At 71.9% G+C, this 23,218-nt stretch carries 17 protein-coding genes; all 17 read left to right on the top strand.

Translation table 11 applies throughout. From position 1 onward, the window contains the following. Positions 1-32 precede the first annotated feature (32 nt). The 17 genes from OG510_RS00775 (at position 33) to ahcY (ending at position 23,151) form a co-directional block, all read left to right on the top strand. Positions 33-791 carry a thioesterase II family protein gene (locus OG510_RS00775; protein WP_406134662.1) on the top strand — a complete coding sequence of 253 codons (759 nt, stop codon included), beginning with the start codon at positions 33-35 and terminating at the stop codon, positions 789-791. After that, positions 791-2,056, top strand: coding sequence for a beta-ketoacyl-[acyl-carrier-protein] synthase family protein (locus tag OG510_RS00770; protein WP_406134661.1), 1,266 nt, complete (start codon positions 791-793; stop codon positions 2,054-2,056). The genes OG510_RS00775 and OG510_RS00770 overlap by 1 nt, the downstream gene beginning before the upstream one ends. Continuing rightward, entirely contained in the window at positions 2,053-3,312 is a 1,260-nt protein-coding gene (locus OG510_RS00765; RefSeq protein ID WP_406134660.1) for a beta-ketoacyl synthase N-terminal-like domain-containing protein, read from the top strand. Before OG510_RS00770 ends, OG510_RS00765 begins: the two co-directional genes overlap by 4 nt. Before the next feature lie 93 nt (positions 3,313-3,405). Then, positions 3,406-3,669, top strand: a complete 264-nt coding sequence (locus OG510_RS00760) for an acyl carrier protein (protein WP_164267342.1) — start codon at positions 3,406-3,408, stop codon at positions 3,667-3,669. Between the two features lies 1 nt (position 3,670). After that, positions 3,671-4,570, top strand: a complete 900-nt coding sequence (locus OG510_RS00755) for an MBL fold metallo-hydrolase (protein WP_406134658.1) — start codon at positions 3,671-3,673, stop codon at positions 4,568-4,570. A 210-nt stretch (positions 4,571-4,780) separates the two neighbouring features. Further along, positions 4,781-6,382 (top strand): class I adenylate-forming enzyme family protein, encoded by a 1,602-nt coding sequence (locus OG510_RS00750; RefSeq protein ID WP_406134657.1) that lies wholly within the window; start codon positions 4,781-4,783, stop codon positions 6,380-6,382. Positions 6,383-6,440: 58 nt separating this feature from the next. Beyond that, positions 6,441-8,171 (top strand): FAD-dependent oxidoreductase, encoded by a 1,731-nt coding sequence (locus tag OG510_RS00745; RefSeq protein WP_406134656.1) that lies wholly within the window; start codon positions 6,441-6,443, stop codon positions 8,169-8,171. Between the two features lie 2 nt (positions 8,172-8,173). Beyond that, positions 8,174-8,956 carry an SDR family NAD(P)-dependent oxidoreductase gene (locus OG510_RS00740; RefSeq protein ID WP_406134655.1) on the top strand — a complete coding sequence of 261 codons (783 nt, stop codon included), beginning with the start codon at positions 8,174-8,176 and terminating at the stop codon, positions 8,954-8,956. Between the two features lie 41 nt (positions 8,957-8,997). Further along, positions 8,998-9,954, top strand: coding sequence for an aromatase/cyclase (locus tag OG510_RS00735; protein ID WP_406134654.1), 957 nt, complete (start codon positions 8,998-9,000; stop codon positions 9,952-9,954). Continuing rightward, positions 9,951-11,873 carry an acyl-CoA dehydrogenase gene (locus OG510_RS00730; RefSeq protein WP_406134653.1) on the top strand — a complete coding sequence of 641 codons (1,923 nt, stop codon included), beginning with the start codon at positions 9,951-9,953 and terminating at the stop codon, positions 11,871-11,873. Before OG510_RS00735 ends, OG510_RS00730 begins: the two co-directional genes overlap by 4 nt. Before the next feature lie 43 nt (positions 11,874-11,916). After that, positions 11,917-12,747: a 4'-phosphopantetheinyl transferase superfamily protein gene (locus tag OG510_RS00725; protein WP_406134651.1), complete on the top strand. Its 831-nt coding sequence runs from the start codon at positions 11,917-11,919 to the stop codon at positions 12,745-12,747. 296 nt (positions 12,748-13,043) lie between these two features. Further along, complete coding sequence (locus OG510_RS00720) at positions 13,044-15,137, top strand: condensation domain-containing protein (RefSeq protein ID WP_406134650.1); 2,094 nt, start codon at positions 13,044-13,046, stop codon at positions 15,135-15,137. Positions 15,138-15,185: 48 nt separating this feature from the next. Beyond that, on the top strand, positions 15,186-16,397 hold the full coding sequence (metK, locus tag OG510_RS00715; RefSeq protein ID WP_406134649.1) for a methionine adenosyltransferase: 1,212 nt from the start codon (positions 15,186-15,188) through the stop codon (positions 16,395-16,397). 41 nt (positions 16,398-16,438) lie between these two features. Beyond that, the gene (locus OG510_RS00710; protein ID WP_406134648.1) at positions 16,439-17,422 is read left to right on the top strand and encodes a carbohydrate kinase family protein; all 984 of its coding nucleotides are present in this window, start codon (positions 16,439-16,441) and stop codon (positions 17,420-17,422) included. After that, positions 17,419-20,895, top strand: coding sequence for a methionine synthase (gene metH / locus OG510_RS00705; RefSeq protein WP_406134646.1), 3,477 nt, complete (start codon positions 17,419-17,421; stop codon positions 20,893-20,895). Before OG510_RS00710 ends, metH begins: the two co-directional genes overlap by 4 nt. Beyond that, a complete protein-coding gene (metF, locus tag OG510_RS00700) occupies positions 20,892-21,764 on the top strand; it encodes a methylenetetrahydrofolate reductase [NAD(P)H] (protein ID WP_406134645.1) in 873 nt (290 codons plus the stop codon). The genes metH and metF overlap by 4 nt, the downstream gene beginning before the upstream one ends. Beyond that, complete coding sequence (ahcY, locus tag OG510_RS00695; protein ID WP_406134644.1) at positions 21,754-23,151, top strand: adenosylhomocysteinase; 1,398 nt, start codon at positions 21,754-21,756, stop codon at positions 23,149-23,151. The genes metF and ahcY overlap by 11 nt, the downstream gene beginning before the upstream one ends. The last annotated feature ends 67 nt before the right edge of the window (positions 23,152-23,218 follow it).

Below are 23,218 nucleotides of genomic sequence, written 5' to 3'. Positions count from 1 at the left end.
CCCCAGGACGAAACCGCGCGAGAGGACGGCCCATGACCGACGAACGGCCCGTACGGCTCCACTGCTTCGCGCATGCCGGGGCGGGGGTCTCCGCCTTCTACGGCTGGGGCCCCCGTCTGGGCGCCGGCGTCGAGACCGTGCCGCACCTGCTGCCCGGCCGCGAACGGCGCCGCCGCGAGGCCCGCCTCACACGCCCCGCGGACCTGATCGACGACCTGCTGGGCCACTTCACCACCCAGGACCGCGACGTGCCGTACGTGCTCTACGGGCACAGCCTGGGCGCGCTGGTCGCCTACACCCTCACCCGCGCCCTGCACGAGGCGGGCCTTCCGGGGCCCTCGCTGCTCGTGGTCGGCGCCTGCCCGCCGCCCGACGCGCTGTCCGACCTGTCCAACTCCTGCCGGGCCGGCGACGAGGACCTGCTGCACCTGCTCGACGAGGTCGGGGCGCTGCCCCGCGGCGCGCAGCCCGGCGGGCTGTGGCACCGGGCCGTGCTGCCGGTGCTGCGCGACGACCTCGTCCTCGCCCACGAACTGCGCGCCGCCGCCCGCGAACCGTCCCCCGCCGGCCCTCTCGGCGTCCCGGTGCTGGCCGTGGCCGGCGCCGACGACCCGCTGGCGCAGCCCCGGGCGATGGCGCGGTGGCGGCTGTGGACCACCGGCCGCTTCACCGCGCGCACCGTGCCCGGCGACCACTTCTTCGTCCGCGGCCCCGAACTGCCGCGCCTGGTGGGTCGCGCGGCCCGCGTCGTGCGCCGGCTGACGCCGGAGCCGGCAGGGGTGAGCAGCTGATGCGACGCGTCGTCATCACCGGGATCGGGGTGGTCGCCCCCGGCGGGATCGGCACCAAGGCGTTCTGGTCGATGCTGACCGAGGGCCGCACCGCGACCCGCCGCATCACGCGCTTCGACGCCGGCTCGTTCCGCTCACAGGTCGCCGCCGAGGCCGACTTCGACCCGGCACTGCACGGGTTCGGCGCGAACGAGGCACACCGCCTGGACCGGGTCGCCCAGTTCGCCCTGACCGCCACCCGGGAGGCTGTCGCCGACAGCGGTGTCGACCCCGCGGCCCGGGGCGAGCGCACCGGGGTGGCCCTGGGCACCGCCGTCGGCTGCAGCAGCGGACTCGACGAGGTGTACGCCCATGTCAGCGAGGGCGGAAGCCACTGGCTCCTCGACCCGGCACGGGCCCAGAAGCGGCTCGGCGACTATCTCGTGCCGAGCTCCGTAGCCGCCGAAGTAGCCCGCGAAACAGGGGCGTTGGGCCCGGTCACCGTCGTGTCCACCGGCTGCACCTCCGGCCTCGACTCGCTGGGACACGCGGCGGAACTCATCCGCGAGGGCAGCGCCGATGTGATGGTGGCCGGCGCGTCGGAAGCCCCGATCACCCCGATCACACTCGCCTCCTTCGACGCGATCCGTGCCACCTCGGCCCGCAACGACGAACCGGAGAGCGCCTCACGCCCCTTCGACCGCACCCGCAACGGCTTCGTGCTGGGCGAGGGCAGCGCGGTCCTCATCCTGGAGGAACGCGAGCACGCGAACCGCAGGGGCGCCCACATCTACGCCGAGATCGCGGGCTTCGCCGGCCGCTCCAACGCGTACCACATGACCGGACTGCGCCTGGACGGACGGGAGATGGCGGAAGCCATCCGCGTCGCCCTGGACGAGGCCCGCCTCGACGCCACCGCCGTCGACTACGTCAACGCCCACGGCTCCGGCACCAAACAGAACGACAAGCACGAGACGGCCGCCTTCAAGACAAGCCTGGGCGAGCACGCCCGCCGGGTGCCGGTCAGCTCCATCAAGTCGATGATCGGGCACTCACTCGGCGCGATCGGCTCCCTGGAGATCGCCGCCGGTGCGCTGGCCATCGAGCACGGTGTCGTGCCGCCCACCGCCAACCTGCACGACCCCGACCCGGACTGCGACCTCGACTACGTCCCCCTCGTCGCCCGCGAACAGCGCACCGACACGGTACTCAGCGTCGGCAGCGGTTTCGGCGGCTTCCAGAGCGCGATGGTCCTGACCGGCGCACGGACAAGGACGGCGGCATGACCGCGCCCGCCTCCGAGCACAGCGGACTGCTGGGCACCCAGGGGATGCGTGCCGCCGTCACCGGGATCGGAGTCGTCGCCCCAGGAGGCGTCGGCACCGAGGCCTGGTGGTCCGCGATGCTGCGCGGACAGCGCGCCATCGGGCCCGTCACCCGCTTCGACGCCACCGGCTACTCGGCCGGCCTCGCGGGCGAGATCACCGGCTTCGACGACGCCGCCCACGTGCCGGACAAGCTGCTGCCCCAGACGGACCGGGTGACCCGGCTCGCTCTCACCGCCGCCACGGAGGCCCTCACCACCGCACACCTCGATCCGGCGGCCCTGCCCGACTACGCCATGGGCGTCGTCACGGCAGGCGGCGCGGGCGGCTTCGAGTTCGGCCAGCGCGAACTGCAGGCGCTGTGGAGCAAGGGCAGCCGGCACGTCGGCGCCTACCAGTCGTTCGCCTGGTTCTACGCCGCCAACTCCGGCCAGATCTCCATCCGGCACAAACTCCGCGGACCCAGCGGCGTCGTCGTCTCCGAGCAGGCCGGCGGCCTCGACGCGGTGGCACAGGCCCGACGCCAGCTGCGCAAGGGCGGCCACGCCGTGCTCACCGGGGGCTTCGACGCCACCGTGTGCCCCTGGGGCTTCACCGCACACCTGGCGGCCGGCGGCATGAGCACGAGCCGAGACCCGGCACGCGCATACCTGCCGTTCTCCGCCGACGCCTGCGGACACGTCGTGGGGGAGGGCGGGGCCCTGCTGGTCCTGGAGGACAGCGACGTCGCGCACGCCCGCGGCGCCCGGGTGCTTGCCACCGTCGAGGGCTGCGCCGCCACCTTCGACCCGGCACCGGGACGCGGCGCACCCCGGCTGGCGGACGCGGCGCGGCTCGCGCTCGCCGACGCGGACATCGCCGCGGCCGACGTGGACGTGGTGTTCGCCGACGCGGCAGGAGGACGAGACGCCGACCGTGCCGAGGCGGCCGCCCTCACCGAGCTGTTCGGGCCGTACGGGGTGCCGGTCACCGCCCCCAAGTCGCTCACCGGGCGCCTGGGCGCGGGCGGATCGGCACTCGATCTGGCGGCCGCGCTGCTCGCCCTGCGCGACCAGGTGATCCCGCCGACGGCCCGGGCCGGACCGCTCGCCGACGACTGCCCCGTGGACCTGGTGACGGGCGCCGCACGCCCGGCCGGGCTGCGGCACGCGCTGGTCCTGGCCCGCGGGCGCGGAGGGTTCAACGCGGCGGCCCTCGTGCGCGGGGCACCGCGGTAGCCGTGCCACTTGTGACAACCAACAGAGAACCGACCCGAAACCAATCCCAGCACGGATCCAAGCACGGATCCAAGGACGAGGAGGGGGCACATCGTGGAACGCCTTCAACTGACCGACCTGGCCACCTTGCTCCGCGACGCGGCCGGTGACGGCGGGTCAGTGCCCCTGGACGAGGCGGCCCTGGACACCCTCTTCCTGAACCTGGGCTACGACTCGCTGGCCCTGCTCCAGGTCACCGGGGTCATCGAGCGCGACCTGGAGGTGACACTCGACGAGGAGGCCCTCGACGAGGCACAGACGCCGCGCCAGTACCTCGACCTGGTCAACGCCGCCCTCGCGGCCCGGGCCACGGCCTGAGATGCCGGACGGCCGGCTCACCGAGGTCGGCGACGGCGTCCTGGCCTACGTACAGCCCGACGGCGGCTGGTGCCTGAACAACGCCGGGCTGCTTCTCGGCGGCGGACAGAGCGCCCTCGTGGACACCGTCGCCACCCAGGCACGGGCCCTGAACCTGCGACGCCAGGTACTGGGCGTCACGCGGCGTCCGCCCCGCCTCCTCGTGAACACCCACTTCCACGGCGACCACACCTTCGGCAACTTCGTCTTCCCCGAGGCCGTCGTGGTCGGCCACGAACGGGCCCGCACCGAGGCCGAAGCGGCCGGGCTTCATCTGGCCGGCCTGTGGCCCGATGTGCGCTGGGGCGACCTCGAAGTCGTCGTCCCGCAGGTCACCTACCAGGAGCGGATGACCCTGCGCGTGGGGCCGGTGCGCGCCGAACTGCTCCATGTGGGGCCCGCCCACACCACCGGCGACACCGTGGTGTGGCTGCCCCGACAGCGGGTCCTGTTCGCGGGCGACGTGGTGATGTCCGGCGTCACTCCCTTCTGCCCGATGGGCTCAGTGAGCGGCTCGCTGCACGCGCTCGACACTCTGCGCGCGCTGGACCCGCTCACGGTCGTCCCCGGCCACGGCCCCGTCGGCGGCCCCGAACTCCTCGACGCCGACGAGGGCTACTTCCGCCATCTGCAACGACTGGCCCGCGAAGGCCTGGCCGCCGGGCTGACCCCCCTCCAGCTCGCCCGGGAGGCGGGCCCCGGCCCGTACACCGAACTCCTCGACTCCGAACGCCTGGTGCCCAATCTGCACCGCGCCTACGCAGAGCAGCAAGGCGCGCCGCCCGGCGTCCCCCTGGACATCCCGGCCCTGTTCCGCGAGATGGCGCAATACCACGGCGGCCTGCCGCCCTGCCACGCCTGAAACCCGCAGCCGCCGGCCCCGACCGGTCACGCACCGCCCTCACCCGCCCGGCCCGTGCCCCTCTCCCGGCAGCGGCCCTCAAGCGGTTCACACCCCTGCCTGCGCCACCGATCGAGTGTTCTTCGACGATTCCTCAAGCGCCCCGCCGGACGCTGAAAACCGTTCGGCGGCGCTCGTCGCCGCGAGTGGAAACAGGGACAAGGAGACACGGTGCGCGACTTCCCGCACGGAGACCTTCCGGTGGACGGCCTGCTGCGCCGCGCGGCACGGCGCCACCCCGAGGGTGTCGCCGTACGCACCGCGACCCGCACCCTGCGGTTCGCCGAACTCGACGCGTACACCGACCGGATCGCCGGGTGGCTGGGCGGGACCGCGGGTGCCGGGCCCGGCACCCGGGTCGGCGTCGCCCACGTCCTCGCCCCGGACTTCGCCGCCGCGTACCACGGGGCCATACGGGCCGGCGCCACCGTCGTCCTGATCAACCCGCTCACCGCCCAGGAAGGCCTTCGGCACGTGCTGGCCGCCGGCCGGGTCGAGATCGCCCTCGTCCCGTCGGCCACCGCCCCACTGATCAACGAGATCCGGCACGCACTGCCCTCGCTGCGCGCTGTCGTGGTCACCGACACGCCCGACGGCGTCGTGCCCGACGGCACTGTGCCGCTGCACGCGGCACTCGACGAGGCAGGCCCCTGGCAGGCGGGCCCGGCACCTGACCCGGGCGCCGTCGCGTGCGTGCAGTTCACCACGGGCACGACCGGCGCCCCCAAAGGAGTCCTGCTCACCCACCGCAATCTGGTCGCCAACGCCCGGCAGACTGCCCTCGCACACGGCCTGAGCGCCGACTCCATCACCCTCAACCACCTGCCGCTGTACCACGTCATGCACCTCAACTCGGCCCTGTACGCGGGCGCCTGCCAGGTGCTGTGCCAGGACCCCGACCCGATGGCGTCCCTGACGGCCGCCGCCGATGTGCGGGCCACGCACTACTACGGGCTGCCCGCGCGTCTGCACGCCCTCGCCGCGGACGAGCGCCTGGCCCGGGGCATCCCGCGCGGGCTGCGCCTGAGCGCCGTACTGTCCGGCGGAGCCGCGCTCAGGCCGCAGGCCGCCCGCACCCTGCAACAAAGGCTCCGCGTCCCCGTCATCCAGGGCTACGGCATGGCCGAGCTCTCCCCGCTGACACACTGCCAGCGGCCCGGCCGCTACCGCCCCGGCACCGTCGGCACCGTCGTCGCGGACACCGAGTGCCGCCTCGTCGACCTGATGACAGGGCGCCCCGTCGGACCCTGGGCCACCGGCGAAGTCCAGATACGCGGACCGCAGCTGATGGCCGGCTACCTCGACGAGGGGCAGCCCGCCCGGATCGACGCGGACGGCTGGTTCGCCACCGGCGATGTGGGCTACGCCGACGACGAGGGAAACCTGCGCCTGATCGACCGGCTCACCGACGTCTTCACGTACGACAACGAGATCGTCTCGCCCAGCCACGTCGAGCAGATCCTCGCCGACGACCCGCGCGTCGCCGACTGCGTCGTGGCCGACTGGCCCGACCCGGAGCACGGAGCCCTGGTCTGGGCCGGCATCGTGCTGCACCCGGGCGCCGGGGCCGATCCGCACACCCCGGCCGCCGCTCCCCGCGGCGTCAGCATCCTCGATGTCCTCGACGCGGTCACCGAGCGCGCCAACGAACGCCTCAGCCCCTTCGAGCGGATCCGCGTCACCGAGGCCCTCGACGCGGTGCCCCGCACCCGCACCGGCAAGACCGAACGACGGGCGGTGCGCCAAAGGCTGAAGACGCGGGCCGCACCCTGATCCGGCGCACCGGCCCCCACGACCTGCGACCCGACCCCACCACCCCGGGAGACCGACCATGGTGATCTCCGCCCAGCAGCACGACACCCGGCCCCAGGTGCTGATCGTGGGCGCCGGGCCCGTCGGCCTGACCGCCGCCCACGAGCTGGCCCGCCGCGGCCTGCGGGTGCGCCTGGTCGACGCGGCACCCGAGCCCGCACGCACCAGCCGCGCCGTGGCCACGCACCCGCGCACTCTGGAGACCTACGACCAGATGGGCGTCGTCGACGCCATGCTCGAGCGGGGCCGCGAGAACCGTGCCTTCACCATGTACGCCCGGGGCCGCCACCTGGTGCGCCTGGAGGCCGACTACGCATCGATGCCCACCGCCTACCCGTTCACCCTCGTCATCGGGCAGACCGAGACCGAGGCCGTACTGCGCGATGCCGTGGCCAGGCTCGGCGTCCGGGTCGAGTGGGGCGTGCGCCTGACCGCACTCAGCCGGCATGACGACAGGGTGCACGCCACCCTCGAAGACGCCACCGGTGCCGAACACAGCCTCGACATCCCATGGCTGGTCGGCTGCGACGGCGGCCACAGCACGGTGCGCACACTGCTCGGACTCGAACTCATCGGCACCAGCAGCGAGACCTGGATGCTCGCCGACGTGCCCGTCGCCATGGACCTGCCGCCCGACACCATCTACTGGGCTCACACCGGGCAGCAGGCCCTGATGATGGTGCCCTACGCCCGCGAGGGCCACTGGCGGCTCCTCGACACAGCACCACCGGACGACGCCCCGCAACCCGGCCGCGCCGAGGAGCACCTCGCGGCGAAGCTCTCCAAGGGCCTGGGCCGCGACGTCACCGTCGGCCCGAGCGAGTGGACCTCCGTGTTCACCTTCCAGCAGCGCATGGTCGAACGCATGGGCGACGGCCGCGTCTTCGTCGCCGGTGACGCCGCGCACGTACACAGCCCCGCCTCCGGGCAGGGCATGAACACCGGCATCCAGGAGGCGTACAACCTCGCCTGGAAGCTCGCCCTGGTCGAACAGGGGCATGCGGGGGCGCCGCTGCTCGACAGCTACAGCAAGGAACGGGTCCCGATCGGCGCCGCGCTGCTCGACTCCACCCGCACCGCTACCGTCCTGGTCCAGCTGCGCAACCTGCTCGCAGGAGCCGTGCTGCCCCTCGTCTTCGCAGTCGTCCGCAGGGTGGGCCCACTGCGCCGCGCCATCCAGCGCAAGGTCCTCGGCGGCATGTCGGGGCTGCGCATCGGCTACCCCACCTCACCGCTGACCACGACCGACGGCCCCGCCGGCCCCGCGCCCCGTACCGGCCCCGGCCCCGGACCGGGTGAACGGGCCAGAGCCGTGCCCCTGGACAACACGGACCCCGCCGCCCGCCGGGCCTTCAGCGCCGAACTACGCGACGTGCGCTGGACGTTGCTGCTCAGCGCGCACCCCGGCAGCCCCGGCCGCACACCCGCAGACGTGGCCGTCACCGCCGCCGCCCAGTACGGCGAATGGCTGTCGGTCCGCACCCTCGGAGGCCGGCCCGACGCCACCGACGGGCCCGCACCGCACACCGACCCGGGCGCCACCTTGCGCACCGCGCTCGGACTACCGCCCGGCGCCTGGCTCCTCGTGCGCCCCGACGGCTACGTCGCCGCCCGCGGCCCCCTCCTCACCCGCGACGCCCTGCGCCGTGCCCTCGCCCCGGCCGGACCGCCCGCCCCCCTCGCCGACGCGGCGCACCCCGAGCCGGCCCCGCCACCGACCCCCGCCGGCACCTTGACGAAGGAGCACTGACCATGTCCGACACCCACCCCGTCGCCCTGGTGACCGGAGGCACGAGCGGCATCGGCCTGGAAGTGGCCCGCACCCTCGGCAGGGCGGGACACCGCGTCTTCCTGTGCGCCCGCCACGAACTGCGGGTCAAGCAGACCGTCGAGGTACTGCGGCAGGAGGGCCTGGACGCCGCGGGGCAGGCCGCCGACGTGCGCTCGCACGCAGACGTCACCGCCCTGGTGCGCGCCGCCGTCGACACATATGGGCCGCTCACCGTCCTGGTCAACAACGCCGGGCGCAGCGGCGGCGGCGTCACCGCAGACCTCACCGACGAGCTCTGGTACGACGTCATCGACACCAACCTCAACAGCGTGTTCCTCATGACGCGTGAAGCGCTCAAGAACGGCGGCCTGGACGGCGCCGCGCACGGGCGGATCATCAACATCGCCTCCACCGCGGGCAAACAGGGCGTCCTGCTCGGAGCCCCCTACAGCGCCTCCAAACACGGCGTCGTCGGCTTCACCAAGGCACTGGGCCGCGAACTCGCGCCGAGCGGTGTCACCGTCAACGCCGTCTGCCCCGGCTACGTCGAGACACCGATGGCCCAGCGGGTACGCGAAGGCTACGCGGCCGCCTGGGGGACCACCGAGGACTCGGTGCGGACGCAGTTCGAGGCGAAGATCCCGCTCGGCCGCTACTCGACCCCCCAGGAAGTCGCCGCCCTCGTCGGGTACCTGGCGTCCGGACCGGCCGCCTCCATCACCGCGCAGGCCCTCAACGTCTGCGGCGGCCTGGGCAACTTCTGACTTCCCGACCTGTGCGAGCGACCGAGAAAGAGGTAAATGTGGTGTCCGACGAACATATCCACCGTACGAGGCACTGTGTCGACGTCGACGCCCGGCCGGGCGTCGTCTACGGGCTGATCGCGGACGCCGTGCGCTGGCCGCTGTTCTTCCCGCCGAACGTCCACGTGGAACGCCTGGAGTTCGACGGCCGCGCCGAGCGGCTGCGGATGTGGGCGAGGGCCAACGGCGAGGTGAGGTCCTGGATCTCCCAGCGAACCCAGGATCCGCAGGAGCGCCGCATCACATTCCGCCAGACCCGCCCACAGGCACCCGTCGAGACGATGGACGGCACCTGGACCGTCGAGGAACGCCCCGGCGGCACCAGCCGGCTGACCCTGCTGCACACCTTCACCGTCGCCGGCGACCGCCCTGACGACGTGGCGTGGGTCGAACGCGCCTGCGAGACCAACTCCCGTGCCGAGCTGGACAACCTCAAACGTCTCGCCGAACGCTGGACGCGCCTGGACGAACTCGTGCTGTCCTTCGAGGACTCGGTGCGCGTGAACGGCCCGGCCGAACTCGTCTACGACTTCCTGTACCGCGTGAGCGACTGGCCCGAACTCCTCCCGCACGTCTCGCGCCTCGACCTGGCCGAGGACACCCCGGGCGTCCAGGTCATGACCATGGACACCGTGACCGGCGACGGCAGCACGCACACCACCGAGTCGGTCCGGGTCTGCTTCCCCCACGCGGGACGCATCGTCTACAAGCAGACAGCCACACCCGCCCTGATGGAGGCGCACACCGGCGAATGGTCGGTGGTGCCCGACGCGACGGGTGTCACGGTCCTCGCGCAGCACAGCGTCGTTCTGCGCGAGGAGGCCATCGAGGCGGTCCTGGGCCCCGGCGCCGACCTGGGGTCGGCGCGCCGCTACATCCGCGAGGCACTCGGCCGCAACTCCACCGCCACGCTCCGCCTGGCCAAAGCCCACGCCGAGTCGGCGATCCGGGTGCTATGACGCACAGGACCCGGCGCGTCAAGGATCCTGCACGGGTCCTGGGCCGTTTCCCGAGCATCGCTCCACCGGGACGCGACCAGGAGCCCGCAGCCTCGACGCACAGGCCCCGCACACCCCCGCACACCCGCGCCCGCACCGACACTCCGTACGACGAGGAGGCGAACGCCGCCGTCATGACCACCACCGCCGAGACCCCCGGGCACCCCACCGTGACCCGCGGCCGCGCCGAGGCGGACGCCCGGTCCCGCGCGCAACGGCTGGAGGCCCGGCTCGGCGACCCCTATGACCCCGCCAACCCGCACGGCCTCGCGGCCCTGTTCGCCGCCGACGCCCGGCGCACCCCGCCCGCCGAGACCGAGGCCCTGCTCACCGATGAAGGGCTCGGCGCCGAATTCGTGCCCGCCCGGCTCGGCGGCCGGCTCACCCGCGCCGACCTCCTCGCACGCGCCCTGCGCCCCGTCTTCCGGCGGGACGTGGCCCTCGGCTTCGGACACGGGATCATCTCGCTGTTCGCCGCGGGCGCCGTATGGGCGCAGGGCGACACACGTCAGCGCCAGGAGATGGCCGGCCTGCTGCTCGGCGGCGGCCGGGCCACGATCCTGCACCACGAACTCGCCCACGCCAACGCCATCCTGCGCCACGAGTTCACCGCCCGCCAGGGCCCGGACGGATACCGGGTCGGCGGCCGCAAGGACGTCATCATCAACGCGCGCCGCGCCGGCCTCCAGGTCGTCTACGCCCGCACCGAGCCGGCCCGCGGACCACGCAGCCACTCCGTGCTGCTCCTGGACCCCGCCCAGCAGGACACGGCGCACCTGCGGCACCTGCCCCGCGTGGAGACATCCGGGATGCGCGGGGCGCTCTTCTCCGGCCTGGAGTTCACCGACTGCCCCGTGCCCGCGGACGCCCTGGTCGGCAGCCCCGGCGACGGCGTCGGGCTGGCCCTGCGCGCCTTCCAGGTGAACCGGAGCCTGATCTGCGGAGTCGTCACCGCGGCCGCCGACACCGTGCTGCACTCCGCGGTGCGCGCCGCGACCGAAAACCGCGCCAAGCCCGTCGCCAGACGGTGGCACAAGCCGCTCGCCGGGGTCTTCGCCGACCTGCTCGCCTGCGACGCCATGGCCACGGTGGTACTGCGCGCCCTGAGCCTGCTGCCCGCGAGCGCCCACGTCCTGGCCGCCGCCGTCAAGTACGTCGTGCCCGACCTGCTGCGGGAGAACCTGGAGGAGCTCGCCACCGTCCTGGGCGCGCGCGGCCACGACCACGCGAGCCCCCAGTACGGGGCGCTCGACAAGCTCGTGCGCGACCTGCCCGTCGCCGGCCTCGGCCACGCCGGCAGCGCCTCCTGCCAAGCCGTTCTGGTGCCCCAGCTACGCGGCCTGGCCGAGCGGTCCTGGTTCGTCGAGCAGGAGCCGCCGCCGCAGCTGTTCGCCGCCGGGGCCGAACTCCCCGACCTGGACTACAGCCTGCTCGGCATCGCGGGCGGCGGCGACTTCATGGCCGCCTCCCTCGTCGCGAGCGCAGACCGGACCGCGGCACTCCGCGGCCCCGGCGCACACCTCGGCGCGCTCGCCGGGGCGTTCGCCACCGAACTGCGCACCCTGCGAGAACAGTGCCGCCGCATCCCGCCCGGCACCGCGGCCCTCAACGACCCGGCCGTCGTCCGGCTCAGCGACCGCTACGCCCGTGTCGCCGGCGCCGCCGCCGTCCTCGGAACCTGGGAGAGCCAGGACGGCACCGACCCGTTCCTCACCGACCCCGCGTGGGCCGTACTCGCCCTCACCAGAACCGGTCAACGCCTCGGCATCCCAGTGCCCCAACTGCCCGACGGCGTACAGGACACCGTCCTGGGCGAGCTGCTGCGCCGGCACCGGGAAGACCTCAGCTGCGACCTCGACGCGCTCGCATACACACCGTGATCCAGCGACGAGATGCCGCACCATGCTCCAGGAAGGAGAGGCCATGACGACCACCGCACTGCCCGGCGCCGAGCGGATCAGCGCGCCGGTCCACGCCGCGGGCCCGGACGCCCCCTGGCACCGGGTACGCGACGCCATGGACCGCCACGGCAACGCCGTCGTCCACACCACCTGGGGCGAGTGGCTGACAGCCGCCGTCACCGACCCCGCCCTGCGCCCGCTGCTCGGCCACGACTGGCAGCGCTACCGGCGCACCCAGGACCCCACGATCCGCTACCGCTTCGTCGCCTCACGGCTCGCCACCAAGTACACGGCGGCCGCAGCCCTGCACACCGCACCGGCCGAACTCGACCTCGCGTACAAGATCGGTGGACGGCCCTATCTGCGCGGCCTCGACCAGATCGACGTGAGCCTGACCCACACCGACGACGTGATCGCCGTCGGCATCAGCCGCAACGGACGGATCGGCGTCGACGTCGAGCCCGCCGGCCGGCACATGTCGTACGAGCTGCTGCAGAGCCACGTCCTGACACCCGCCGAGAAAGCCGCACTCGAACGGCTCCCCGAGCGGGAGCGCCCTGCACGGCTGCTGCGCCTGTGGACCCTGAAGGAGGCCTATACGAAGGCGCTCGGGCAGGGGCTCAGACTGGACTTCACCGAGTTCGGCTTCACAGCCGACGGCGGCCGGCTGCTCGCGCCGGGCGGCCGGCCCGCCGCCCACGGCGAGTGGGCGTTCGCCACCCATCACATCCTGGGGCGCTACCTGCTGAGCGTCGCCTGCCACGACACGGGCCTGGCCACCTCGCGCGACACGGCGGCGCACACCATGCTCGACGAGGGCTTCCTGGGCGCCGTCACCGAACTCCTCCACTGACCACGAAGCCCCTCGGCCTCTCGAGGCCGCCTCCAGCCCCGCTCAAGACACCGGGCATGCCGCGGCACACCCGGTTAGCGTACGGGGGCGGTCACCTCCCTCCGGGCCCGCCGCCCCACCCGTGCCGTACGACCGCCGGACCACCACCGTGTCAGTGCCGTATCAGGGCCGCGTGGGCAGGCCCCGCACACTCGTCCCGCACTCGTCGAGAGAGGGGAGGGAGGGGGTTCTCCACCCGCACGCACACCACGGCCACCAAAGCCGCGGACCGTGCGCCTGCGGCGCCCCCTACGACCATGACCACCGGCCACTCCTCGCACGCCACACCCGCACAGGCCACCCCGGTCGGGCCGATGACCGTCGTCGTGGACCTCGCCCGTCAGGGCGCGGACACACCACCCGTCCTGGAACTGCGCGGCCCCGTCGACCCGCACCGGATCGACGCCGCCCTCGACCGCCTGGACCGCCTGACCGCCCGGCCCGGCCGGAGCTGGCACCCGAGGCTGCACCGCACCGGGCCCGGACACCACACCCTGCACCTGACGGCCACCGGCCCGCACGAGCGCACCGGCACGACGGGCCCCGCCCCGTTCCCCACCGGGCTGCTCGCGGACCTCCTGACCGTCGGACCCGCCGGCCCCGGCCCGGCAGCACGCATCGAACCGACCCCGCTGCAACGTGAGTTGCTCGCCGATGCCGACGCACATCCCGGCATCGAGGGCTGGTGCGAGCAGCTCGCGCTCACCTGGCGCGGCCCGCTCGACCCGGGCCGCCTCGCCACCGCCTGGCAGTCGGTCGCCGAGCACGAGAAAGTGCTGCGGTCCGCCTTCGAGGACGGCCCCGAGCCGTGGATCGTGTGCCACCGCCACACCGGGCCCGAGGTGCTCCGGTTCCCGCACGGCAGCGTGCAGTGGCACGCACTGGTCGAAGCCGACCGCCGCCGCGGCCTCGACCCACGCAGAGAGGGACCGCTGCGCGTCACCGTCCTGGGCGGCGGCACCGACCCCGCCCGCGCCCAGGACACCGCGCCACCGGCCGGCGTGCTGCTCAGCTTCCACCCCGCCCTGCTCGACGACTGGAGCGTGCGCCTCCTGCTGCACCAGTTCTACCGTGCCTACCTGGCCGACGGCACGCTGCCCGGCGGCGAACGCCGCCCCGACCTCGGCGACTACGCACGCTGGCTCGCCGCCCAGGACCCCGCTCCGGCACAGCAGTTCTGGCAGGCGGCACCCCCGGGACCCGCCACGGAACTCACGACCGGCGACGGCCCGCACGACGGCACCGGCCAGATCCGGGCCCGGCTCACTCCCGGCCAGAGCGAACGGCTCCGTGCCTGGGCGGCCGGCCACGGCTGCCCGGAAAGCAGCGCACTGCACGCCGTGTGGGCGCTGGCCCTGTACCGGGCCGGCGCCCTGGCGGGCCCCTCAGAGATCCGCTTCAGTGCCACCGTGTCCGGCCGCGGCGTTCTCCTCGACGGCATCGAACGGCTGCCGTCGGCACTGCGCAACCCGCTCCCGGTGACCGCGAGCATCGACCCCACCGCACCCGTCACCGCTCTCCTGTCCGGTCTGCGCGACCAGGCACTGGACCTGGCCGGCTACGAATGGGTGTCCCAGGGCCGCATCCGGTCCTGGACCCAGCCGGCGACCGCGGAATCCCCGAACCCCGCCCGCACCGGCAGCCTCGTCGTCTTCGAGCACCGACCGCACCCGCCCGAGGACCTCACCATGGGCCTGGCGGCGATGGACATCCAGGTCACCACCCCCGAGACGCTCGGCGCCCGCACGGCCTTCCCCCTCACGCTCGTCGCCCACCGCGACGAGAAGGGAGGCATCGTTCTCACCGCCTCCTGCGTCGACACACCCCTCGCCGACGCAAAGGACCTGCTCACCTACGCCGTCGGAGCGCTGCGTGAACTCCCGCACACGGCAACCCCGTCCACGACCGTCGGTGACCTGCTCGCGCTGCCTCCCACCCCCGGCCGCACCCCGCCCACCGCGCCCCGCACCCGGTCCCGACCGCGCCGCCGCAGCCGGCCGGCCCAGCTGCGCCCCGCCGCACGGCCCGGCGCGGGCACCGTCTGTCTCGTCCGGGGGCCGGGCACACCGCTCTCCTCCCTCACCCGGGTCGCCTACGCCTACGAAGGCCCCGAAGCCGTCCTCCTGCTGCACCCGCCGCCGGCCGGACAACCGGCAGCGGGCCCGCTCACCGGCCTCCAAGGACCCCTCGTGCTCGGCGCGTTCTGCGGCGCAGGACAGACGGCGTACGACATCGCACGAGACCTCGTGGCAGCCGGAGGCAGGCCGCCCGGAATGGTCCTCACCGCAACCGCGTCCCCGGCCGCGGAATTCGCCCGGATCCTCGAAGCGGTGGCCCGCCGCACCCGATGACCGCACAGGCCGCCGCACAACCGCCCCACCTCACACCTCAGGAGAGTCATGACGACACGTCTGTTCACCTCGGAGTCCGTGACCGAGGGACACCCCGACAAGATCGCCGATCGGATCAGCGACGCGATCCTGGACGCACTGCTCACCCAGGACCCCGCATCGAGGGTGGCGGTCGAGACCCTCATCACGACCGGGCAGGTACACATCGCCGGCGAGGTGACCACATCCGCGTACGCCGATGTCCCGGGAATCGTCCGGGAGACGATCCTGGACATCGGCTACGACTCGTCGGCCAAGGGCTTCGACGGGCAGTCGTGCGGAGTGTCGGTGTCCATCGGCGCGCAGTCCCCGGACATCGCCCGCGGCGTCGACACGGCGTACGAGAAGCGGATCGACGCCTCCGGATCCGACGAGCTCGACCAACAGGGCGCGGGCGACCAGGGCCTGATGTTCGGCTACGCGTGCAACGAGACACCGAGCCTCATGCCGCTGCCGATCGACCTGGCCCACCGGCTGTCGCGCCGCCTGACCGAGGTACGCACCGGCGGCACCGTCCCCTACCTGCGGCCCGACGGCAAGACACAGGTGACGATCGAGTACCTGGGCAGCAGGCCGGTGCGCCTGGACACAGTGGTCGTCTCGTCCCAGCACGCCCCGGACATCGACCTGTTGGGCCTGCTGACACCGGACATCCGCGAACACGTGGTGGAGCACGTCCTCGACGAACTCGCGGACGCCGGGATCAAACTGGACACGGACGGCTACCGGCTGCTGGTGAACCCGACCGGCCGCTTCGAGATCGGCGGCCCGATGGGCGACGCCGGACTGACCGGCCGCAAAATCATCATCGACACCTATGGAGGCATGGCCCGGCACGGCGGCGGAGCGTTCTCCGGCAAGGACCCGTCGAAGGTCGACCGGTCCGCCGCGTACGCGATGCGCTGGGTGGCCAAGAACGTAGTGGCGGCGGGGCTCGCGGAGCGCTGCGAAGTGCAGGTCGCGTACGCGATCGGCAAAGCGGAGCCGGTGGGCCTCTTCGTGGAGACATTCGGCACCGGCACGGTGGCGCAGGAGCGCATCGAGAGCGCCATCCGGGACGTGTTCGACCTCCGTCCGGCGGCGATCATCCGCGACCTCGACCTGCTGCGCCCGATCTACCGGCAGACCGCTGCCTACGGGCACTTCGGGCGGGAGCTGCCCGACTTCACCTGGGAGCGCACCGACCGCGCCGAGCGGCTCAAGGCCGCCGCGGGCCTGTGACCGGGCAGCGGCGACCCCGCCGGAAGGGACAAGGACTCCCCATGCGTATCGCGGTGACAGGATCGATCGCCACGGACCACCTCATGGTCTTCCCCGGCCGGTTCGCCGACCAGCTGCTGGCCGGCCGGCTCGACCACGTGTCCCTCTCGTTCCTCGTCGACGACCTGGAGGTGCGGCGCGGGGGAGTGGCGGCGAACATCGCCTTCGGGCTCGGCTCGCTCGGCCTCGCACCGCTCCTGGTCGGCGCCGTGGGCAGCGACTTCGGCGCGTACGAGGTGTGGCTCAAGGAACACGGCGTCGACACCGGCGCGGTGCGGGTGAGCGCCGACCGGCAGACCGCCCGGTTCTCGTGCATCACGGACCAGGACAGCAACCAGATCGCCGCGTTCTACACGGGCGCCATGGCGCAGGCCAGGGACATCGACCTGACGGCGGTGGCGGCAGCGGCCGGCGGAGTCGACCTCGTCCTCGTCTCACCCGACGACCCCGCAGCCATGCTCCGGCACACCAAGGCGTGCCGCACACTCGGCGCCCCCTTCGCCGCCGACCCCTCACAGCAGCTCGCCCGGCTCACCGGCGCCCAGGTGCGTGAACTGGTCGACGGAGCACGCTGGCTGTTCACCAACGAGTACGAGGCCGCCCTGCTCCTGGAGCGCGCCTCCTGGACGCACGACGACGTGCTGCGGCGCGTCGGGACGTGGATCACCACGCTCGGCGGCAGGGGAGCCCGCATCGAGAGCGCGGACGCCCCCGCACACACCGTGCCCGCCGTCGCCGGCGTCGCGATCGCCGACCCCACGGGTGTGGGCGACGCGTTCCGCGCAGGCTTCCTCGCGGCCGTCAGCCAGGGCATCCCGGCCGGCCGGGCGGCCCAGCTCGGCTGCTGCCTCGCATCGTTGGCCTTGTCCCAGGTGGGATCCCAGTCCTACGTGCCCGCCCCGCAGCGGCTCACAGCGGTGCTGGAGCGCCAGTACGGGGCCGCAGCGGCCGCCGAGCTGGCCCCGGTCCTGGAAGCGGCGTCGTGACGGCCGGGCGCGTCACCCTGCTCCGTGAGGCACTCGCCACCCGTGTGGTGGTGGCCGATGGTGCGATGGGCACGATGCTGCAGGCGCAGGATCCCACTCTTGAGGATTTCCAGCAGCTGGAGGGCTGCAACGAGATCCTCAATGTGACCAGGCCGGACATCGTGCGTTCCGTCCATGAGGAGTACTTCGCTGTCGGTGTGGACTGTGTGGAGACGAACACCTTCGGTGCGAATCATTCGGCGGCGAACGAGTACGAGATCTCCGACCGGATCGTCGAGCTGTCCGAGGCGGGTGCCCGGATCGCCCGGGAGGTCGCCGACGAGTTCGGTGCCAGGGACGGCCGTCAGCGCTGGGTCCTGGGTTCGATCGGCCCCGGTACCAAGCTGCCCTCGCTCGGTCACACCACGTACGACGTCCTGCGGGACGGCTATCAGCAGAACGCCGAGGGCCTGCTGGCCGGTGGCGCCGACGCCCTGATCGTGGAGACCACGCAGGACCTGCTGCAGACCAAGTCGAGTCTCATCGGTGCGCGCCGGGCGCTGGATGCCCTGGGGGTGAGTGTGCCGCTGATCTGCTCGCTGGCTTTCGAGACGACCGGTGTCATGCTGCTCGGCTCCGAGATCGGTGCCGCGCTGACCGCGCTGGAGCCGCTGGGGATCGACCTGATCGGGCTGAACTGCTCGACGGGCCCGGCGGAGATGAGCGAGCACCTGCGGTATCTGGCACGCCATTCGCGTACGCCGCTGATGTGCATGCCGAACGCGGGACTGCCGGTTCTGACCAAGGACGGTGCGCACTTCCCGCTGGATCCCGAGGGGCTGGCGGACGCGCAGGAGACCTTTGTGACCGACTACGGGCTGTCGCTGATCGGCGGGTGCTGCGGCACGACGCCCGAGCATCTGCGCCAGGTGGTCGAGCGGGCCCGTGCGCTCACCCCGGCTGTCCGTGAGCCGCGCCCCGAGCCGGGTGCCGCGTCGCTGTATCAGAGTGTGCCGTTCCGGCAGGACACGGCGTACATGGCGATCGGTGAGCGGACGAATGCCAACGGGTCGAAGAAGTTCCGTGAGGCGATGCTGGAGGCCCGTTGGGACGACTGTGTGGAGATGGCCCGCGACCAGATCCGCGAGGGCGCGCACATGCTGGACTTGTGTGTCGACTACGTGGGCCGTGACGGGGTGGCCGACATGGCGGAACTGGCCGGCCGCTTCGCGACCGCATCCACCCTGCCGATCGTTCTGGACTCCACTGAACTGCCGGTGCTGCGGGCCGGGTTGGAGAAGCTCGGCGGGCGGGCTGTGCTGAACTCGGTGAACTACGAGGACGGTGACGGGCCGGAGTCGCGTTTCGCGAGGGTCACGGAGCTGGCTGTCGAGCATGGTGCGGCGCTGATCGCGCTGACCATCGACGAGGAGGGCCAGGCACGGACCGTCGAGCACAAGGTTGCCGTCGCCGAGCGGCTGATTGCGGATCTCACGGGTAATTGGGGGGTCCATGAGTCGGACATCCTGATCGACTGCCTGACGTTCACCATCTGCACCGGTCAGGAGGAGTCGAGGGGTGACGGTGTTGCCACGATCGAGGCGATCCGTGAGCTGAAGCGCCGCCACCCCGACGTTCAGACCACGCTGGGTCTGTCCAACATCTCCTTCGGTCTGAATCCGGCCGCCCGCGTGGTGTTGAACTCGGTGTTCCTGGACGAGTGTGTGAAGGCGGGGCTGGATTCGGCGATTGTGCACGCGTCGAAGATCCTGCCGATCGCGCGGCTGGAGGAGGAGCAGGTCAAGGTTGCCCTCGACCTGATCTACGACCGCCGGGCCGAGGGTTACGACCCCTTGCAGAAGCTGATGGAGCTGTTCGAGGGCGTCAACATGAAGTCCATGAAGGCCGGCCGGGCCGAGGAGCTCATGGCCCTGCCGCTGGACGAGCGGTTGCAGCGGCGGATCATCGACGGCGAGAAGAACGGCCTGGAGGCTGACCTCGCTGAGGCCCTGGAGTCCCGTCCGGCCCTGGACATCGTCAACGACACCCTCCTGGAGGGGATGAAGGTCGTCGGCGAGCTGTTCGGTTCGGGGCAGATGCAGTTGCCGTTCGTGCTGCAGTCGGCCGAGGTGATGAAGAGTGCGGTGGCGTACCTGGAGCCGCATATGGAGAAGACGGACGACGACGGCAAGGGCACCATCGTGCTCGCCACGGTGCGCGGTGACGTCCATGACATCGGCAAGAACCTCGTCGACATCATTCTGACGAACAACGGCTACAACGTCGTGAACCTGGGCATTAAGCAGCCCGTCTCCGCGATCCTGGAAGCCGCCGAGGAGCACAAGGCCGACGTCATCGGCATGTCCGGCCTCCTGGTCAAGTCGACAGTGATCATGAAGGAGAACCTGCAGGAGCTCAACCAGCGCGAGATGGCGGCCGACTTCCCCGTCATCCTCGGCGGCGCCGCCCTGACCCGCGCCTACGTGGAGCAGGACCTCCACGAGATCTACGAGGGCGAAGTCCGCTACGCCCGCGACGCGTTCGAGGGCCTGCGCCTGATGGACGCCCTGATCGGTGTCAAGCGTGGGGTGCCCGGAGCGGTGCTGCCCGAGCTGAAGCAGCGCCGGGTGCCGAAGCGGGAGACGGCGGCCGTGCTTGAGGTGGACGAGCCGGAGGGCTCCGTACGTTCGGATGTGGCCACGGACAATCCGGTGCCGGAGCCGCCGTTCTGGGGCACCCGTGTCGTCAAGGGCATCCAGCTCAAGGAGTACGCGTCCTGGCTGGACGAAGGCGCCCTCTTCAAGGGCCAGTGGGGCCTCAAGGGCGACACAGCCGAGAATGAGGGCCGACCGCGGCTGCGGATGTGGATGGACCGGCTCCGGACCGCAAACCTCATCGAAGCGGCCGTCGTCCACGGCTACTTCCCCTGCGTCTCCAAGGGCGACGACCTGATCATCCTGGACGAGGACGGCCGTGAACGGACCCGGTTCACCTTCCCGCGCCAGTCGCATGGCCGGCACCTGTGCCTCGCCGACTTCTTCCGCCCCGAGGAGTCCGGCGAGAGGGACGTCATCGGACTGCAGATCGTCACCGTCGGCTCGAAGATCGGCGAGACGACCGCCGAGCTGTTCGCGGCCAACTCCTACCGCGACTACCTCGAACTGCACGGCCTGTCCGTCCAGTTGGCCGAAGCCCTCGCCGAGTACTGGCACGCCCGCGTCCGCGCCCAGCTGCGGATCGCGGTCGACGACCCGGCCACCCTCGACGGCATGCTGCGCACCGGCTACCAGGGCTGTCGCTACTCGCTCGGGTACCCGGCGTGCCCGGATCTGGAAGACCGCGCCAAGATCGCCGAACTGCTCCAGCCGGAGCGGATCGGGGTCCACCTCTCGGAGGAGTTCCAGCTCCACCCCGAGCAGTCCACCGACGCGCTCGTCGTCCACCACCCCGAGGCGAGCTATTTCAACGCGGGCCGGGCAGGTGGCGGCCGATGACGTGCACCGCGGCACCGACGTTCTCCTTCGAGTTCTTCCCGCCCAAGAACGCCAAGGGCGAGCAGACCCTGTGGAGTGCCGTCCGCCGTATCGAACCGCTCGCCCCCGACTTCGTGTCCGTGACCTACGGGGCGGGCGGCTCCTCACGCGACCGCACCATCGAAGTCACCAAACGCCTGGTGTCCCAGACGACGCTGCGGCCGGTCGCGCACCTGACCGCCGTCGGGCACTCGGTGGCCGAACTGCGGCACATCATCGGCCAGTACGCGGACGCCGGAGTACGGGACGTCCTGGTACTGCGCGGCGATCCGCCCAGCGCCCCCAAAGGGCCGTGGCGGCCGCATCCGGACGGCTTCACGTACGCCTGCCAACTGGTCGAACTCGTGCGTTCCCTGGGGGATTTCACCGTCGGAGTGGCTGCCTTCCCGGAGAAGCACCCGCGCTCGCCCGACTGGGACAGCGACATCCGGCACTTCGTGGCCAAGTGCCGTGCGGGCGCGGACTACGCGATCACCCAGATGTTCTTCGACGTCGAGGACTATCTGCGGCTGCGCGACAGGGTGGCCGCAGCGGGCTGCAACGTGCCGGTCATCCCGGAGATCATGCCCGCCACCGACGTCCGTCAGATCCGCCGCTTCGCCGAGCTCTCCGACGCGGCCTTCCCCGAAGCCCTGGCCCATCGACTCGAAGCAGCACGCGAGCGGCCCGACGACGCCTACCGCATCGGGGTCGAGTACGCCACCGCCATGGCGGACCGGCTCCTCGGTGAGGGCGCCCCCGGCCTGCACTACATCACTCTGAACAAGTCCACGGCGGCCCTGGACATCCACCGCAACGTACTGAGTTCAAGGAGCCTTCATGCCTGCTGAGTTCACTGATTTCAAGGTCGCGGATCTTTCCCAGGCCGCCTTCGGGCGCAAGGAGATCACGCTCGCCGAGCACGAGATGCCCGGTCTGATGTCGATCCGCGAGGAGTACGCCGCGGCGCAGCCGCTGGCCGGTGCGCGGATCACCGGTTCGCTGCACATGACGGTGCAGACGGCTGTGCTGATCGAGACCCTGGTCGCGCTGGGCGCCGAGGTGCGCTGGGTGTCGTGCAACATCTTCTCCACCCAGGACCATGCGGCGGCCGCGATCGCCGCAGCCGGGATCCCGGTGTTCGCGTGGAAGGGCGAGAGCCTGGAGGAGTACTGGTGGTGCACGGAGCAGGCGCTGACCTGGCCCGGGCACACCGGTCCGAACATGATCCTGGACGACGGCGGTGATGCCACCCTCCTGGTCCACCAGGGCGTCGAGTACCAGAAGTCCGGGACGCTTCCCGAGGCATCGAACGACGAACTCGCCGTGGTGCGTGCCCTGGTGGAGCGCAGCACCCTCGACTGGGCGGCTCTCGCGTCCGGGATCCGTGGGGTGACGGAGGAGACGACGACGGGTGTGCACCGTCTGTACGAGATGCACCGTGACGGCACTCTGCTGTTCCCGGCGATCAACGTCAATGACGCGGTGACGAAGTCGAAGTTCGACAACAAGTACGGCTGCCGTCACTCGCTGATCGACGGCATCAACCGCGCCACTGACGTCCTGATCGGCGGCAAGGTCGCCGTCGTCTGCGGTTACGGCGACGTGGGCAAGGGCTGCGCGGAGTCGCTGCGTGGGCAGGGCGCCCGGGTGATCATCACGGAGATCGACCCGATCTGTGCGCTGCAGGCGGCGATGGACGGCTTCCAGGTGTCGACCCTGGACGACGTGGTGTCGATCGCGGACATCTTCGTGACGACGACGGGCAACAAGGACATCATCATGGCCGCGGACATGGCCAAGATGAAGCACCAGGCCATCGTGGGCAACATCGGTCACTTCGACAACGAGATCGACATGGCCGGTCTGGCGAGGATTCCGGGCATTGTGCGGGACGAGGTCAAGCCGCAGGTCCACACGTGGACGTTCGCCGACGGCAAGGTGTTGATCGTGCTGTCGGAGGGGCGTCTGCTGAACCTGGGCAATGCGACGGGTCATCCGTCGTTCGTGATGTCGAACTCGTTCGCGGACCAGACGCTGGCCCAGATCGAGCTGTTCACCAAGCCCGCCGAGTACCCGACCGATGTGTATGTGCTGCCCAAGCACCTGGACGAGAAGGTCGCCCGGCTCCACCTGGATGCCCTGGGCGTCAAGCTGACGACGCTCCGTCCCGAGCAGGCCGCGTACATCGGTGTCGAGGTCGAAGGCCCGTACAAGCCGGACCACTACCGCTACTGATACCACCGCTGCCGACCGCTCCACGAACGCTGGCCGGATCCCGCCGCTGTGCTCAAGGACCGCTAGA

The organism is Streptomyces sp. NBC_01089 (genome assembly GCF_045162975.1).
Taxonomy (GTDB): Bacteria; Actinomycetota; Actinomycetes; order Streptomycetales; family Streptomycetaceae; genus Streptomyces.
The sequence above is the reverse complement of the archived record's forward strand: the minus strand, read 5'-3'. Positions and strand labels throughout refer to the sequence as shown.